Below are 13,343 nucleotides of genomic sequence, written 5' to 3'. Positions count from 1 at the left end.
TTTATCCACGCCAGAGGCATTGTCCTGATTTTGCGACTAAGTCTAATCGCTCTTCGTGTCTAATCAGTTCATCGGCCGATGCGGCGATCACTTTAAGTTTTGATCTATTTGGGCTTAAACGGTTAATACCACCGCCCTCTTGCCCTGCTTTTTCACTAGAAAGGTTAAATTTAGTTTGGCCACCGGTCATCAACAGGTAGACGTCAGCCAAAATCTCGGCATCGAGTAATGCCCCGTGCAGATCACGAGCCGAGTTGTCGATACCGTAACGCTTACACAAGGCATCTAGATTGTTTTTTTGCCCTGGGTGCAAAAACTTAGCAACTTCAAGGGAGTCAAGCACCTGACAGATGTCAGTGGTCTTCGGTCCCAATGGTTGCAACATAGAGAATTCATGATCCATAAAGCTAACGTCGAAGTTTGCATTATGTGCCACGATCTCTGCGCCATCGATAAACTCGATAAAGCTTTGAGCAATTTCATGAAATTTCGGCTTGTCAGCCACGTACTCGTTGGTAATACCGTGGACCGCAATCGCCTCTTCGTCGATCGGCTGCTGCGGATTGATATATTCATGATAGTGACGACCGGTTAAACGACGGTTAATCACTTCGACACAACCAATTTCAATAATACGGTGACCTAAATAAATCGGACCGCTCGATTGGTTCATACCTGTGGTTTCGGTATCGAGAATAATCTGCCGCTTGGCGCTTGAAACAATATTCATATGAATTTATACATTTCTCAGTTAAATTTTTTGGGTATACTCGCCCGCAATTATAGCTATGGTAGCAACTTGATGACTGGACTGAAACAGATCTCTATCTATACCGACGGTTCTTGCCTAGGAAATCCGGGTCCTGGCGGTTATGGCATCGTTTTAAAGTACAAAAAACACACCAAAGAGCTGGCCGATGGCTTTGCTCTCACTACCAATAACCGTATGGAGCTCCTTGCGCCTATTATAGCGTTAGAGGTATTAAAGGTGCCGTGTGAAGTAATATTAACCAGCGACAGCCAATATATGCGTCAAGGGATCACCCAGTGGATCCATGGCTGGAAGCGTAAGGGCTGGATCACTTCAACCAACCAACCTGTCAAAAATGTCGATCTCTGGAAACGCTTAGACGCAGTGTCTCAACGTCATCAAGTTGAATGGCGCTGGGTTAAGGGCCACGCTGGCCACAGCGAAAACGAACGCTGTGACGACTTGGCTCGCCAAGCTGCAGAGATAAAACCGACACAAGAAGATAGTGGTTATATTGCCCAGCAGAAACAAGAATAGCACTTGTTAATCCAGCTTTTTTAAGCTCATTGTTGAAATAGCGATGAAACTGCGTCTAAGCAGTTTCTTAGCTTCACTCTTTCGCCTGCACTTTAGGCGACAAAAATTAACTTTCGGTATTTAAAAAAGTCTGACAAAAATTGATAAAGGCTAAGCCCACAGGTGTAAATTGGCGGCTCTTATGGTGAATACGATAAAACTTTCGCTCTAGTTCCAGCCCCTTTACGTCAATAACCGCCAGCTCCTTACGGATCAACTCTTTCTCAAGCGTTAACTCAGATAACACCCCAAGCCCCGCCCCTTGCTTTACCGCTTGCTTAATGGCATCGGGAGTCGAGAAACGAAACTTCTCTTGTGGCTGCATATCCAATGCATTAGCGGCATTAACAAAGCAGTCGCGGGTGCCAGAGCCCTCTTCTCGCATCACCCAAGGCATTCCACTGAGTTCACTCGGAGCCACTGTTTTTCCAGCCAACGGATGAGCAGGGTGACAAAATACCAATAGCTTATCCTTGTGCCACGCCTCCACCGCGATGCGACTATCGAGACATTGTCCCTCGATAAAGCCCATCTCACTTCTAAACTCCAAGACCGCTTTAAGCACAGCGTGACTGTTGTCGATATCCACATTCACAAGCGTGTTGGTGTGCTGCTGGCAAAACGCGACCGCCGACTTTGCCAAGAGGTAATTACCTATCGTTGAACTCGCACTCACATTGAGGTTACCACCAAGCTCAGTGCCTGCCGGTGAAAAAGCATGTTCAATCTGTTCGATTTTTTGTAAAGCTTGCGTCGCTAAGGGTAATAAGAGGCTCCCTTGAGAGTTCAACCGCAGGCGATTGCCGATACGCTCAAATAATCGCGCATCCAATTGTTTCTCTAATTCCGATAGTGCCATCGATGCCGCTGGAGATGACAGACTGAGCATGTCAGCCGCTTTTGCAACTTGGCCACTTCGAGCGACTGCTTCAAATACGGCTAGCTGTTTTAATGTAATACGCATTGAGACTCTTAAAGTTTATTTGAAGATTTTGGTGCATGTCCTGCCCGGCTAGCACTCGGGGCTGTAGACCAGTTTGGCCGCTTAACTCTGCGTTTAGCCTGTATTGGAGTTAATGGAGATTCCAATTTTCTCGCCACCAAGACATAAACACTGCCGGTACTGGGCAACCAAGACTTGAGCGCATGGGACCAAATATTGCCCGCCTTAATATCACTGAGCAGATGATGATGCAGTATACGCTCGTCTGCAACGACTTGATAACCCAACAACCCAAGCCAGTCTTTAACCCTCGAGGGCATAAAGAAACGGCCACACCAAGGGATCTCTTGCTGATATTTAGGCAATAACTTACCCATAAACATCGGGCTAAGAGGATTGAACCCGGTGATCACCAAGTGCCCTCCAGAGATTAATACTCTGTCCACTTCGCGAAGTAAACGATAGGGATCCGTCTCAAACTCAAGTAGAAAGTTCATCACCACTGCATCGATACTGGTATTTTGGATCGGTAACTGGCAGTAATCCCCCTCAATATCCGCCTGTGGCTCATCGAATAGAGAATATTTACGATTAATACCCACCCCCGTTTTAGCCATCTTATGGCTCAAGGGGCCAAGGCTAAGCAGGTAGTAACCAAAAAGTCTTGGCCACCAAGGAGACAGCACCTGCTCAACGCTTTCGCGAATAACGGGGCCATTTGGAAGTTCTGACCAATGATAAGGCTTTAACGGTAATGCTGACTGTGACAAATCAATCTCCAAAATCACTGATACCCTACTTTAATAACGAAAGCGGTATACAAGCAATAGCTTTGCTCAGTAAACTGGTTTAAGCGCTCAAATAAATTCGCTGGAGCGGTAACTTATACCAATTGTATTAAATATTTAATCAATTCAGAATCGCTCAAGCTTTTCAATTCAAGGCCCATGGACGACAGAATGGTTATTCCCTTGTGAGTCGATGCTAAGCTGAAGTGGAATGCTTGAGCACTTCCCGCAGGATGGCTGATGTTTAAAGCAAGTGGTAAAGCACTGCATGCTGCCCCTGAAACTCTTGATATACGACTAAATGGATTTAGGAGTTAGGGGCCAGAGCCGAGAATAACGATTAACTTTAAGTTCCCAGCTTGCCTTCAGCGCTTTGAATTACCACCGAATGAACAGATACTTAATGTAATTGGTATTAATTAAATGAGAGAGTTTTGACATGTTACATATCACTCCATTACCCGCGCTTGATGATAATTATATCTGGCTGTTTCAATCTCAGCAAAATCCCGGTGTCTATGTAGTCGACCCAGGTGACGGCCAAGTTGTTATAGACTATTTAACCCAGACCCAGCATCCACTGCTTGGAATCCTCATTACCCATCATCACTATGACCACACAGGGGGCATCGCATCACTTGTCGCCAAGTTTGGTGACAACCTGCCCGTATATGGCCCACAAGTTGAAAATATTGCTGGTATAAACCGACCCATTTCAACTAGCGGTAACATTGCATTAGAGAATAGCGACTTTAACGCACGCATCATTGAAGTTCCAGGCCACACACTAGGTCATATCTGCTACCTTATTGAAGATGTGCTGTTTTGCGGTGATACCCTGTTTAGCGGCGGCTGCGGTCGTCTATTTGAAGGCTCGGCCGAGCAGATGTTCAACTCATTAACCGAGTTAACTCAGTTAGCCGATACCACTAGAGTCTGCTGCGCTCACGAGTACACCTTAGCTAATTTAACCTTTGCCAATCGAGTAGAGCCTCACAACCGAGCACTTATCGATTACACAGAGAAAGCCAATGCACTGCGAGCCCAAAACCTACCTACCTTACCCTCCTCTATCGGCTTAGAAAAGGCGATCAACCCCTTTTTAAGGAGCGATAGTGCAGAAATTTGGCAATCTTTATCCATTCAATTCCAACAACCTATCGAAAATCCATTGCAAGGCTTCGCACTTCTGCGCCAATGGAAAGACAATTTCTAAAAAATAATCTACAATAGCCCGCTATTCCAGCGCCACCAAGCCAGATTTACTCTGGCTTTTTTGAGCCTAATTAGAGGACACACATTTTAGATGCGCGTACCATTTTTATTCGTCGCAGGGGGCATTGCCCTGTTGACAGGTTGTCAAACTTTAGACAGCCAGCAGACTTCGGAAGGGATCCCTGCTAAGCCAGTTGCAGTTGAGAAAGTCGCCCCAAAACCTATCGTGCCAGAAGTTGTTGAGGTCGCTGAGATCACCGATATTTGGCAACGTATTCGTCTTAATATGCAGATGGAAGTACCTGATGAAAAGCTTGTTCGCCAATATCGCGACTGGTATATCAAGCATCCTCAGCATTTAGAGCGCGTATCTGAACGCGCTACGCCGTTTATGTATTTGATCGTAGATGAAATTGAAAAGCGCAATCTCCCCATCGAACTGGCTTTACTGCCAATCGTAGAAAGTGCTTTCGACCCTTTTGCCTACTCACATGGTGCGGCATCAGGCCTTTGGCAATTCACTTCGCCAATGGCACGCCACTTCGGACTACAGATGAACTGGTGGTATGACGGCCGCAGAGATGTACCAGCCGCCACAACCGCTGCTTTAGATATGCTTGAGTACCTTCATGGTAAAACAGGGCAAAATTGGTTATATGCCATTGCAGCCTACAATACTGGTGAAGGCCGCGTGATCAACGCTGCAAAACGCAATAAGAAGAAAGGCATATCGACAGATTTCTTTAGTCTAAATCTGCCAAGAGAAACTGAGCGTTATGTTCCTCAGTTACTGGCACTAGCTGATGTGATTAAAAATGCCGATAAGTATGGCATCAAACTGACCCCGATCAGCAATGAGCCACAGATCGAAGTTGTCGATATCAGTAGCCAAATTGATTTAGCACTCGCGGCAGATATTGCAGGGATGACGACGTCGGAGCTACATAAGTTAAATCCTGGTTTTAACCGCTGGGCAACGGCGCCAGAAGGCCCACACAAACTTGTGCTGCCTATCGATAAAGCCGATGCTTTTAAGCTGGCATTAAATAAGACGAATACAACAGATCGTCTAAACTGGGAACGCTATAAGATCAAGTCGGGAGACAGCTTAGGCTTAATTGCAAAACGTTATCGTACAACGGTTTCGGCATTAAAAGCGGTCAACGATATTAATGGCAACACCATTGTTGCTGGCAAGTTCCTGCTGATCCCTGTTGCGGCAAAGAACCTTGATGAATATCTTCTATCAGCCGATCAGCGCTTAGCCCGTCAGCAAAATAAAGCGCGTGGCGCGAGTAAAATTACTTACAAGGTTAAATCTGGTGATTCGCTATGGAAAATCGCCAAGCAGCACAAGGTTAAAACTGCGCAGCTTGCGAGCTGGAACAGCATGGCGCCAAAAGACCCACTACAGATTGGCCAGAAGTTGGTGATCTGGTCTGGTACCGCAACCAACAAGAGTGGTTTGAGCGAAGTGATGCGCACCGTTAACTACAAGGTTCGCAGTGGTGATTCATTGGCCCGTATCGCCAGTAAATTTAACGTTAGCGTTAACGATTTAGTGCGCTGGAACTCGCTCGAGAAGAGCAAGTACCTACAACCTGGTCAGATGCTGAAGCTCTATGTGGATATGACAAAAGTCAGAACCTAAACAGGCTAACTGTCAGGTTTAGAAAAATAAAAGGCGACCTAAGGTCGCCTTTTTTGTGTCTATCAGATAAAAAAACTAGTAATGGTAGATCACCGGATTCATCGCTGGGCGCTGTGACTCTGTTGCCCGTCCAGCAAAAATTGCTTTCAGACTATAGCCTTTACCGATTTTTGCCGCGATATCTGCAGGAATTTTAAACTTAACATACTGAGTTTTCCCTGCAGGCATCACTCCTTCTCGAATCGCTTGGGTAAACATCATCTCATTTGACCAAGCCCATACTCGCTTACCTTGTGGGTCAAGCAACCATAGATCTGCCGTCATGCCAGATGGAAACATTAATGGGATGCCATAACGTTGATTATTGCTATATTCCAACGTGATATCTGCATTACTTGTCACCACAAGCTTAGCGTCTAATAACTCCTCACCCACAGGCGTGCCCTCTTTATGCTGTCGCTGTTCGCCATTACTGGCCCCCACAATGCTGGCCGCAGCAGAGAGTTTGCTCGGTTGCACTTGAGGCTGAACCGAACGATCGCTTGGTGTATTAACGGCAACTGTAGCAGCATTGGCCTCAGAACTCTTCACGTTTGCAGCCTCTGTTTGCTGGCCGGAACACCCCAGCAAAGCAAGCACGATGAAAGATAAAAATGCTTTATTCGTCATTAAAAGCCTCCAAATTTCTTAAACAACTTATCTTTAAGTTTGTCGGTCTCATCTTTGAGCTTCGAATCGAGCAAGGCCTTTGTGTCTAGGGCAAACTTGGGATCAGACATAGTGCCACTAATGACAAATGGGATCTCAACTCCGTAGAGTGCATCGCGCGTCTCACCGCCTTGACCTTCAAGTGAGCCAACAACGGAAGTGGTTAACTTATAATCTAAAGCCTCATTAATAATATTCGCCGTTCCAGCACCTGTAAGACGGATTAGCGGCGATGCCATATCCAGATCTGGATTAGAAACCACGCCGTTGGCAACATGAAATGAACCAGTCATGCTCGTAAAGTCGGTCTTCTTTTCGCTTGAGCTGGAACTTGCCGACAGATCGCCGCCCAACTTCGCTTTGGCCTCACGGATCATCTGCGGAATATTCACCCCATGGATCGCACCATCGGCGATCTCAAACTTCCCGTTTGCGACTAAATTCTTCTTCAGGTTGTCAGGCAGTAAGCTGCGTCCCTTACCAGCGACATTAAAGTTTGCTTTACCATCTAACATGTCCACTTCGGCCATATCGATTAGCAAGGCACGAATGTCGACCCCAGATAAATGCTCATCAAACTGATATTTTGCGACCTTTTCACGGCCATCGAGCCTTGCGGTAGCGCTAACTGTGCCACCGTATAGATCAGCCGATAACTGTTTAATATCGGCAATGCCACTTTTCATCTGTAACTTCATCACCCAGTTTTGAGTTTTTAAGTTGGCAACTTTGACTGATTTAACGCTCACATCAACATCGAGATTAACCGACTTCATCGCTCTCAAATCTGGCTCAACGGCATTCGATGCTGTAGCTGCGGGTTTATCTTGACTGCTCGCTTCGCCCTCTTGTTTTGGCAGTAACGCATCGAGATCGACATCACCAACCTCTAGCTTAGCGACGACACTCGGGATTTTACTCCCGTATGCGATATCGAGTTTACCCTTAGCATCAATATTAGCGGCACTGAAACTTGATAGCACTAGATTCATCGTCTGCTTATCTAACGCCACGATTAATGAGGTGTTAAGGTCTGCCTTTAAGCTGCCATTTGGTATCCCCTCACCAGTCACTTGATTACTCACGGCGAAATCGTTAATGGTGATCGTCTGTAGATCTTGAGCAACCTTGAGCTGGCCCTCTCCTTGGCTGACAAGCTTGATATCAGGCAAAATGGCGGAAAACTCATACTTTAGCGGTGCAAATTCTCCCAGCTGAAAGCGACCTAAAGTCAGCTCTTTGAGATCGAATATTTGCTCAGTTTTATTTAGGTGGTCGATATTAATAATCTTGGTGTTGGTAATTGCGACACCGCCAATATCGAGGCGGGCAAGCGTTGCATGCTTTGTAGTGCTGCTTTTCGTCGTTGACTCTGCAGTCGCCTTAGAGGCTGCTCTGCCCGCCAAACCATCGAAGCTGGTACGTCCATCCTTTTGCGTCTCAAGATTCAAAGTCAGGCCGTCGAGATTTAACTGGGAGATCTCAACCTCTTTCTTTAGTAGTGGCATTAATGCCACTTCAGCAACAACCTGATTAACCGCAACCATAGCACTATTTGTGAATCCTTGTGGGTTCGACAAGGTGAGCTGGCCTAGCTTAATACCTAAGGTTGGGAAAAAGGTCCAAGAAAGGTCACTACCAATAGTCAAATTACGCCCGGTTTGCTCCTTCACGAGTTCAACAATTTGTGGTTTAAAATCATTGGGGTTAAAGATAACGGTGACATAAAGCACCAAGGCTAGAACTAATCCTAAGACTGTTATAAAGAACCATTTTAAAAATTTCATGATAGATCCCATCTGTTATCACTGAGAAACTAATACAAACTGACTCGCTTAATAGAGACGAGTGACTATAAATTTAGCACGGATAATGCTCGACTGGACACGGCAACACCGTTAGCATCGGCGTAAATATATGAATGTGGAGATATGATAACCCCATATATTTCAAGTGCAAGATCCACTTCTCCCAAACCTTTTTTCTCCGTTTTTATCGGGTTCGCACCAACAGCCTTAACGCCAAGATTGATCGTTTTTAGTGTCGCCACATCACGGACGCAACCAAAAATAACTACACCATGCCAGCCATTATCTGCTGCACTCTGGGCTATCATATCGCCCATTAACGCACAGTCCATTGCCCCCTGGCCATCAACCACCAAGACTTTTCCCCTGCCATCTTGGGCTAAGAGCTGTTTAACTTTTGAATTATCTCTATAACACTTTACTGTGACCACTTCCCCCCAAAAACACTCCTGCTTACCAAAGGAGGTAAACATCGGAGGAAGCAAAATAAGTTCATCGCCATAGACATCGAATAAGTCGGGTAATAGATCTAGCATTCAGCCTCCATGCAACATATTAAGTAAAACTTCCCATAGACTGACAGGTAAAGCGTATAAACCCAAGTATTAACGCAGACTTTTAAGTATAATTTATGACATCCAGACTTTTCCACGAAGAAAATACAAACTATAATATTAACCAGTATCTGTACTCGGATTCCTCCGTACGTTAACCGTAGGTAAAAATGAACACTAATATCGACTTAGAAAGTGCTATCGCTGCACTGGACCAATATGGTTATGATAAGAAACATTCTAGCGACCTAGAGCAAGCTCGTAATAAAGCCCAGATGTTAAAATATGTCGACTCGCTAGACTTTAGTCTTCGTCGATTATTAATATTACAGGAAGCGGTTAATGAGCTAGTTGAGAAAGAAAAGAAACAACTCGCTCAAAAAGAAAATATTCAGACATATAAAACAAAGATCATTAACCTTTCTCGTCAATTTAATCTTTCTTATGATGAAGTTGTTCAGATAATGAAACAACAAGAAAGCAGTTAATCATTCAGCTATTCAGACCGATATAATTCCCAGCCATTAGTCATTTATATAAAACTATAGCTGTTAATTAACACGGACAGGTGATATCGCAGCCTCGATTTTGCAGCCTATGGATGGGCTTGCTCTCTCCTTTGGTACTCGACAATCCCGCACTCTCTGTTCCATATGGTCCTCTTCGTATGAGTTCACCAGCAGCCATTGCTTGCAATGGCTGAAATAGCTCACCCCTCCTTGTTATGGCTCAGCGTGCTAGCGCAAATTAAACTTTTTGTTTTTTAAATAATCCTTATAGAATAAGTCGTTACGGGTTTAGAAAACTTACTCAAATCTTGGCTACCTGCAAGTTTTCATTAACTAAATAATCATTCAACGTATATTCATAACTTACCTTGTTTACTTTTAGTATTTTTATTCCACATCGAAACATTTAAATACTTAAATAGTGTCTGTTTAACACTTTTAATCTTGTTAATTCTAAGCCCAAGTAAAATACTGAAAAATAACAAGTACAAACTAGGCTCAATAACTTCAGATTTAACCGACCAGTAAAAATGAACAGGCACTAATATGGCAATAACATAAATACCATTATGAAGCTGCTGCCAGCGCTTTCCCATTTTTCGCCTAATAGCTGAAAATGAGGTGAGCGCTAATGCCGCTAATAGAATATAGGCCGTTGCACCAACAATAATGTAGGGCCGCTTAACCACCTCTTCAAAAAAAAGTGACCAAGCAAACAACAGATCTAAGCTAAAAAATGCCAACACATGCAAACTGGCATAAGCGAAAACATACAAGCCCACTAGGCGTCGAGTCTTCATCAAGATCCCAAGCTTATATCGTTTGGCAAGCGGTGATATGAGTAAGGTAGCGGCTAAGGTATTTAATGCACCAATACCGGTAAAGTGGATAATATATTGCACCGGATCCCCGCCGGCATTATTACTCATCACTTTTAGAGCCAAGTAAACAATTGGGCTCAGTGCGATAAAGTGAAACAAGGCTTTTAGCCAAAACAGATTACGGCTAGTCGAGCCCATGATTGTCCCCTTTAGATAGTCCCATAGATAGTCGTATCATCACTTTAATAGAAACGTTTAAGATCGATGCCGCTATAGAGACTGGCAACAGACTCACTATAACCATTAAAAGGCAGCGTCTTGATACGCTTTGCCGAGAAAAGTCCTCCTTCAGCGATACGTCTTTCCGACGCCTGAGACCATCTAGGATGATCAACGTCTGGGTTAACATTGGCATAAAAGCCATACTCACTTGGCGCAAGTCGATTCCAAGAGGTTGGTGGCTGCTTATCAGTTAATCGGATACGGACCACAGACTTAATGCTCTTGAAACCGTACTTCCACGGGACGACCAAACGAATGGGCGCGCCATTTTGCGGCGGCAGTGTTTTGCCATAAAGCCCAACTGACATAAAGGCTAGATCATTCATCGCCTCGGCTAAAGTCAGGCCTTCAACATAGGGGTAATTAATACCGCCACCCACATAGGGGTTCTTCTGCCCAGGCATCTGCTCTGGGTCGTACAAGGTTTCAAAAGCCACATACTTAGCTCGACTGTTTACTCCCACCTTTTTCAATAAACTGGCTAACGAGAATCCCACCCAAGGGATCACCATTGACCAAGCCTCTACACAGCGAAAGTTATAGGCGCGCTCCTCTAACGGAAACAGCTTAAGCAGATCGTCATAATCGAGTGTCATCGGCTTATCAACCTCGCCATCAATCACCAATTTCCACGGATCGACTTTCAGCTCCTGAGCATTTTCTTGTGGGTCAGTCTTACTGGTACCGAACTCGTAAAAGTTATTATGGGAGATAATTTTCGATTCAGGCGTTAACTCACCATAGAGCAGATGGTCATACTCAGTTTGTTTCTCGAAGGCTAACGCCTGAGTCAAAAAAGCCACTTTTTGTTTATCGCTTGAAAATAACTCAAACACTCCAGCATTGGCATGGGAAGAAAGCAGTGCGCCAGCGCCAACAAAGCCTAACTGTTTTAAAATCCTTCGGCGATCTTGATAGACCGCTTCTGGGGTAATATCACTATCTTTTATGTTATTCCAGACAACTGTTTTTTTTATATTCATCCGCTGCTCCGTCCCATCTCTTACACTAATGCAATCTGCTTAACTAATCAGACCGACAAAACAATAAAAAGGTTTCAACCTCTTTGTGGTTACATTTACTTAACAGCTGCCTATGTCTGCAGCAGTTACTTTACGAATCGCTTCGTTAAGCTTGCAGTGTCTAAACTGCCATGCCACCCTAAAGCTTCATTTATCATGTTAAGAGCCTTCTCACATGCCAATAGAGCTTGCCTTCACCACGCCACAAATCGTCATCATTGCTGCCATAGCCTTTCTTTCAATGCTAATAGGCGCACTCTTCAATCAGAAGAAAACCCGCAGTAGATGGGAGCAAGCTCGAGGTCAGCTACTCGAAGAAATGGAACAGACCAAGCTTGAGCTTAACGGTGAAATTCTTGAGCTAAAAGAAACTATTCATCAAAAAGAGTTAGTTATCGATCAGTATCAAGACAAACTTGAGTTTCGTTTAGAGCAATTAGGTAAGGCACAAGCCCAAGCTGAGCGCACCCAGGAGCTTGAGCAATCACTGGCCGATAACCGCCGTAAACAGATGGAAACTCAACTGGCATTGTCAAAGTCCAACGCCATGCAGCAGACCCTCACCGCCAGCTTCGAAGCTAAGCAGCAAGCGCTCAATGATAAAATACAGCTACTGGAAGATTCAGAGGTTCGCCTCAATGCCCAGTTTGAAAATTTAGCGACTAAAATCTTTGAAGCACGAAGTGAAAAACTGCAAACCCAGAACAACCAACAGTTGGACAGTGTTTTAGCGCCTTTCAAACAGCAGCTGGAAGGGTTTAGAGCTCAGGTTCAAGCATCTTATTCACACGAGCAGACCCAGCGTAGTGCGTTGAAACATCAGTTAGACTCATTAACCGAACTTAACTTAAAGATGAGCCAAGATGCTGTTAACCTCACTAAGGCACTCAAAGGGGATAACAAGCAGCAAGGTAACTGGGGAGAGGTCATTCTTGAGCGAGTTCTACAAGAGAGTGGACTGAGAGAGGGTCACGAGTACGATACTCAGACCGATCTAAAAAATGAAGTTGGTAAACGTTTTAAACCCGATGTGATTGTTCATCTGCCAGAAAATAAAGATGTGGTTATCGACGCAAAGATGTCACTTGTGGCCTACGAGCGATACTTTAACAGCGACGATGAGGAAGTTCGTGCGCAGGCAATTAAAGAGCATATTATCTCGGTTAGAGCACATATTAAGGGCTTGAGTCAAAAAGATTATCAGAAACTACATGGCTTAAAGAGCCTAGATTATGTATTGATGTTCATTCCACTTGAACCTGCATTTTTGTTGGCACTAGAGCATGATCCAAGCTTGGTAAACTATGCCCTTGAGAGTAACATCATGTTGGTGAGTCCGACTAACTTATTGGTGGCACTGCGTACCATTAATAATATTTGGCGCTATGAATACCAAAACCAAAATGCGCAGTTAATTGCCAAGCAAGCGGGTAAAATTTATGACAAGTTATGTGGCTATTTAGACGATATGGAAAAACTTGGGCGCGCTATCGAGTCTGCCGATAAAAGCTTTAGCAACGCCATGAATAAGTTATCGACCGGTAAAGGCAACGTCATCCGTCAGGCGCACCAGATGCAGCAATTAGGTGTAGAAACCAGTAAAAAAGTGGATGCCCAACTTCTAGATAAAGCGCTAAGCTTATCGGGTGATGATTTTCATCACGATGAATTAACGTTGAGAAGTGAAAGAATATCTTAATCGAGGCTGTTAGGGG

The 13,343-nt window shown here is 44.5% G+C and carries 13 protein-coding genes; 5 read left to right on the top strand and 8 right to left on the bottom strand.

Annotated elements, in window-relative coordinates; genetic code table 11:
* Position 1 precedes the first annotated feature (1 nt).
* A complete protein-coding gene (dnaQ, locus tag JMA39_RS02265) occupies positions 2 to 730 on the bottom strand; it encodes a DNA polymerase III subunit epsilon (RefSeq protein WP_202720208.1) in 729 nt (242 codons plus the stop codon).
* A 72-nt stretch (positions 731 to 802) separates the two neighbouring features.
* Here dnaQ and rnhA point away from each other — a divergent pair, with 72 nt between their 5' ends.
* Complete coding sequence (gene rnhA / locus JMA39_RS02260; protein ID WP_202720207.1) at positions 803 to 1,288, top strand: ribonuclease HI; 486 nt, start codon at positions 803 to 805, stop codon at positions 1,286 to 1,288.
* Between the two features lie 106 nt (positions 1,289 to 1,394).
* Here rnhA and JMA39_RS02255 read toward each other — a convergent pair whose 3' ends face one another.
* Both JMA39_RS02255 and JMA39_RS02250 read right to left on the bottom strand, forming a co-directional pair.
* Positions 1,395 to 2,291 carry a LysR substrate-binding domain-containing protein gene (locus JMA39_RS02255; protein ID WP_202720206.1) on the bottom strand — a complete coding sequence of 299 codons (897 nt, stop codon included), beginning with the start codon at positions 2,289 to 2,291 and terminating at the stop codon, positions 1,395 to 1,397.
* An 8-nt stretch (positions 2,292 to 2,299) separates the two neighbouring features.
* Positions 2,300 to 3,040, bottom strand: coding sequence for a class I SAM-dependent methyltransferase (locus JMA39_RS02250; RefSeq protein WP_202720205.1), 741 nt, complete (start codon positions 3,038 to 3,040; stop codon positions 2,300 to 2,302).
* A gap of 457 nt (positions 3,041 to 3,497) precedes the next feature.
* On the opposite strand from JMA39_RS02250, the gene gloB reads away from it, so the two are divergent.
* Both gloB and JMA39_RS02240 read left to right on the top strand, forming a co-directional pair.
* Positions 3,498 to 4,274 carry a hydroxyacylglutathione hydrolase gene (gloB, locus tag JMA39_RS02245; protein WP_202720204.1) on the top strand — a complete coding sequence of 259 codons (777 nt, stop codon included), beginning with the start codon at positions 3,498 to 3,500 and terminating at the stop codon, positions 4,272 to 4,274.
* Between the two features lie 90 nt (positions 4,275 to 4,364).
* Positions 4,365 to 5,924: a LysM peptidoglycan-binding domain-containing protein gene (locus JMA39_RS02240; protein ID WP_202720203.1), complete on the top strand. Its 1,560-nt coding sequence runs from the start codon at positions 4,365 to 4,367 to the stop codon at positions 5,922 to 5,924.
* 75 nt (positions 5,925 to 5,999) lie between these two features.
* On the opposite strand, the gene JMA39_RS02235 is transcribed toward JMA39_RS02240, so the two are convergent.
* From JMA39_RS02235 to JMA39_RS02225, 3 genes are all read right to left on the bottom strand, one after another.
* A complete protein-coding gene (locus tag JMA39_RS02235; RefSeq protein WP_202720202.1) occupies positions 6,000 to 6,593 on the bottom strand; it encodes a BsuPI-related putative proteinase inhibitor in 594 nt (197 codons plus the stop codon).
* The gene (locus tag JMA39_RS02230) at positions 6,593 to 8,419 is read right to left on the bottom strand and encodes an AsmA family protein (RefSeq protein WP_202720201.1); all 1,827 of its coding nucleotides are present in this window, start codon (positions 8,417 to 8,419) and stop codon (positions 6,593 to 6,595) included. Before JMA39_RS02230 ends, JMA39_RS02235 begins: the two co-directional genes overlap by 1 nt.
* Before the next feature lie 65 nt (positions 8,420 to 8,484).
* On the bottom strand, positions 8,485 to 8,976 hold the full coding sequence (locus tag JMA39_RS02225) for a putative 4-hydroxy-4-methyl-2-oxoglutarate aldolase (RefSeq protein ID WP_202720200.1): 492 nt from the start codon (positions 8,974 to 8,976) through the stop codon (positions 8,485 to 8,487).
* A 188-nt stretch (positions 8,977 to 9,164) separates the two neighbouring features.
* Here JMA39_RS02225 and JMA39_RS02220 point away from each other — a divergent pair, with 188 nt between their 5' ends.
* On the top strand, positions 9,165 to 9,482 hold the full coding sequence (locus JMA39_RS02220) for a hypothetical protein (RefSeq protein ID WP_202720199.1): 318 nt from the start codon (positions 9,165 to 9,167) through the stop codon (positions 9,480 to 9,482).
* 377 nt (positions 9,483 to 9,859) lie between these two features.
* On the opposite strand, the gene msrQ is transcribed toward JMA39_RS02220, so the two are convergent.
* Complete coding sequence (gene msrQ, locus JMA39_RS02215; RefSeq protein WP_237732536.1) at positions 9,860 to 10,522, bottom strand: protein-methionine-sulfoxide reductase heme-binding subunit MsrQ; 663 nt, start codon at positions 10,520 to 10,522, stop codon at positions 9,860 to 9,862.
* Between the two features lie 44 nt (positions 10,523 to 10,566).
* Positions 10,567 to 11,589: a protein-methionine-sulfoxide reductase catalytic subunit MsrP gene (msrP, locus tag JMA39_RS02210; protein WP_202720198.1), complete on the bottom strand. Its 1,023-nt coding sequence runs from the start codon at positions 11,587 to 11,589 to the stop codon at positions 10,567 to 10,569.
* A gap of 214 nt (positions 11,590 to 11,803) precedes the next feature.
* Between msrP and rmuC the strand changes: the two genes are divergently transcribed.
* Positions 11,804 to 13,327, top strand: a complete 1,524-nt coding sequence (rmuC, locus tag JMA39_RS02205) for a DNA recombination protein RmuC (protein ID WP_202720197.1) — start codon at positions 11,804 to 11,806, stop codon at positions 13,325 to 13,327.
* Positions 13,328 to 13,343 lie beyond the last annotated feature (16 nt).

The organism is Shewanella schlegeliana (assembly GCF_016765635.1).
GTDB classification, from domain to species: domain Bacteria; phylum Pseudomonadota; class Gammaproteobacteria; order Enterobacterales; family Shewanellaceae; genus Shewanella; species Shewanella schlegeliana.
This window is presented reverse-complemented; position numbering and strand designations above follow the sequence as displayed.

What these genes read in the sequence shown, in the direction of transcription:
- dnaQ (WP_202720208.1), bottom strand. Translation starts at nt 730, where the DNA reads ATGAATATTGTTTCAAGCGCCAAGCGGCAGATTATTCTCGATACCGAA.
- rnhA (WP_202720207.1), top strand. Translation starts at nt 803, where the DNA reads ATGACTGGACTGAAACAGATCTCTATCTATACCGACGGTTCTTGCCTA.
- JMA39_RS02255 (WP_202720206.1), bottom strand. Translation starts at nt 2,291, where the DNA reads ATGCGTATTACATTAAAACAGCTAGCCGTATTTGAAGCAGTCGCTCGA.
- gloB (WP_202720204.1), top strand. Translation starts at nt 3,498, where the DNA reads ATGTTACATATCACTCCATTACCCGCGCTTGATGATAATTATATCTGG.
- JMA39_RS02240 (WP_202720203.1), top strand. Translation starts at nt 4,365, where the DNA reads ATGCGCGTACCATTTTTATTCGTCGCAGGGGGCATTGCCCTGTTGACA.
- JMA39_RS02235 (WP_202720202.1), bottom strand. Translation starts at nt 6,593, where the DNA reads ATGACGAATAAAGCATTTTTATCTTTCATCGTGCTTGCTTTGCTGGGG.
- JMA39_RS02230 (WP_202720201.1), bottom strand. Translation starts at nt 8,419, where the DNA reads ATGAAATTTTTAAAATGGTTCTTTATAACAGTCTTAGGATTAGTTCTA.
- JMA39_RS02225 (WP_202720200.1), bottom strand. Translation starts at nt 8,976, where the DNA reads ATGCTAGATCTATTACCCGACTTATTCGATGTCTATGGCGATGAACTT.
- JMA39_RS02220 (WP_202720199.1), top strand. Translation starts at nt 9,165, where the DNA reads ATGAACACTAATATCGACTTAGAAAGTGCTATCGCTGCACTGGACCAA.
- msrQ (WP_237732536.1), bottom strand. Translation starts at nt 10,522, where the DNA reads ATGGGCTCGACTAGCCGTAATCTGTTTTGGCTAAAAGCCTTGTTTCAC.
- msrP (WP_202720198.1), bottom strand. Translation starts at nt 11,589, where the DNA reads ATGAATATAAAAAAAACAGTTGTCTGGAATAACATAAAAGATAGTGAT.
- rmuC (WP_202720197.1), top strand. Translation starts at nt 11,804, where the DNA reads ATGCCAATAGAGCTTGCCTTCACCACGCCACAAATCGTCATCATTGCT.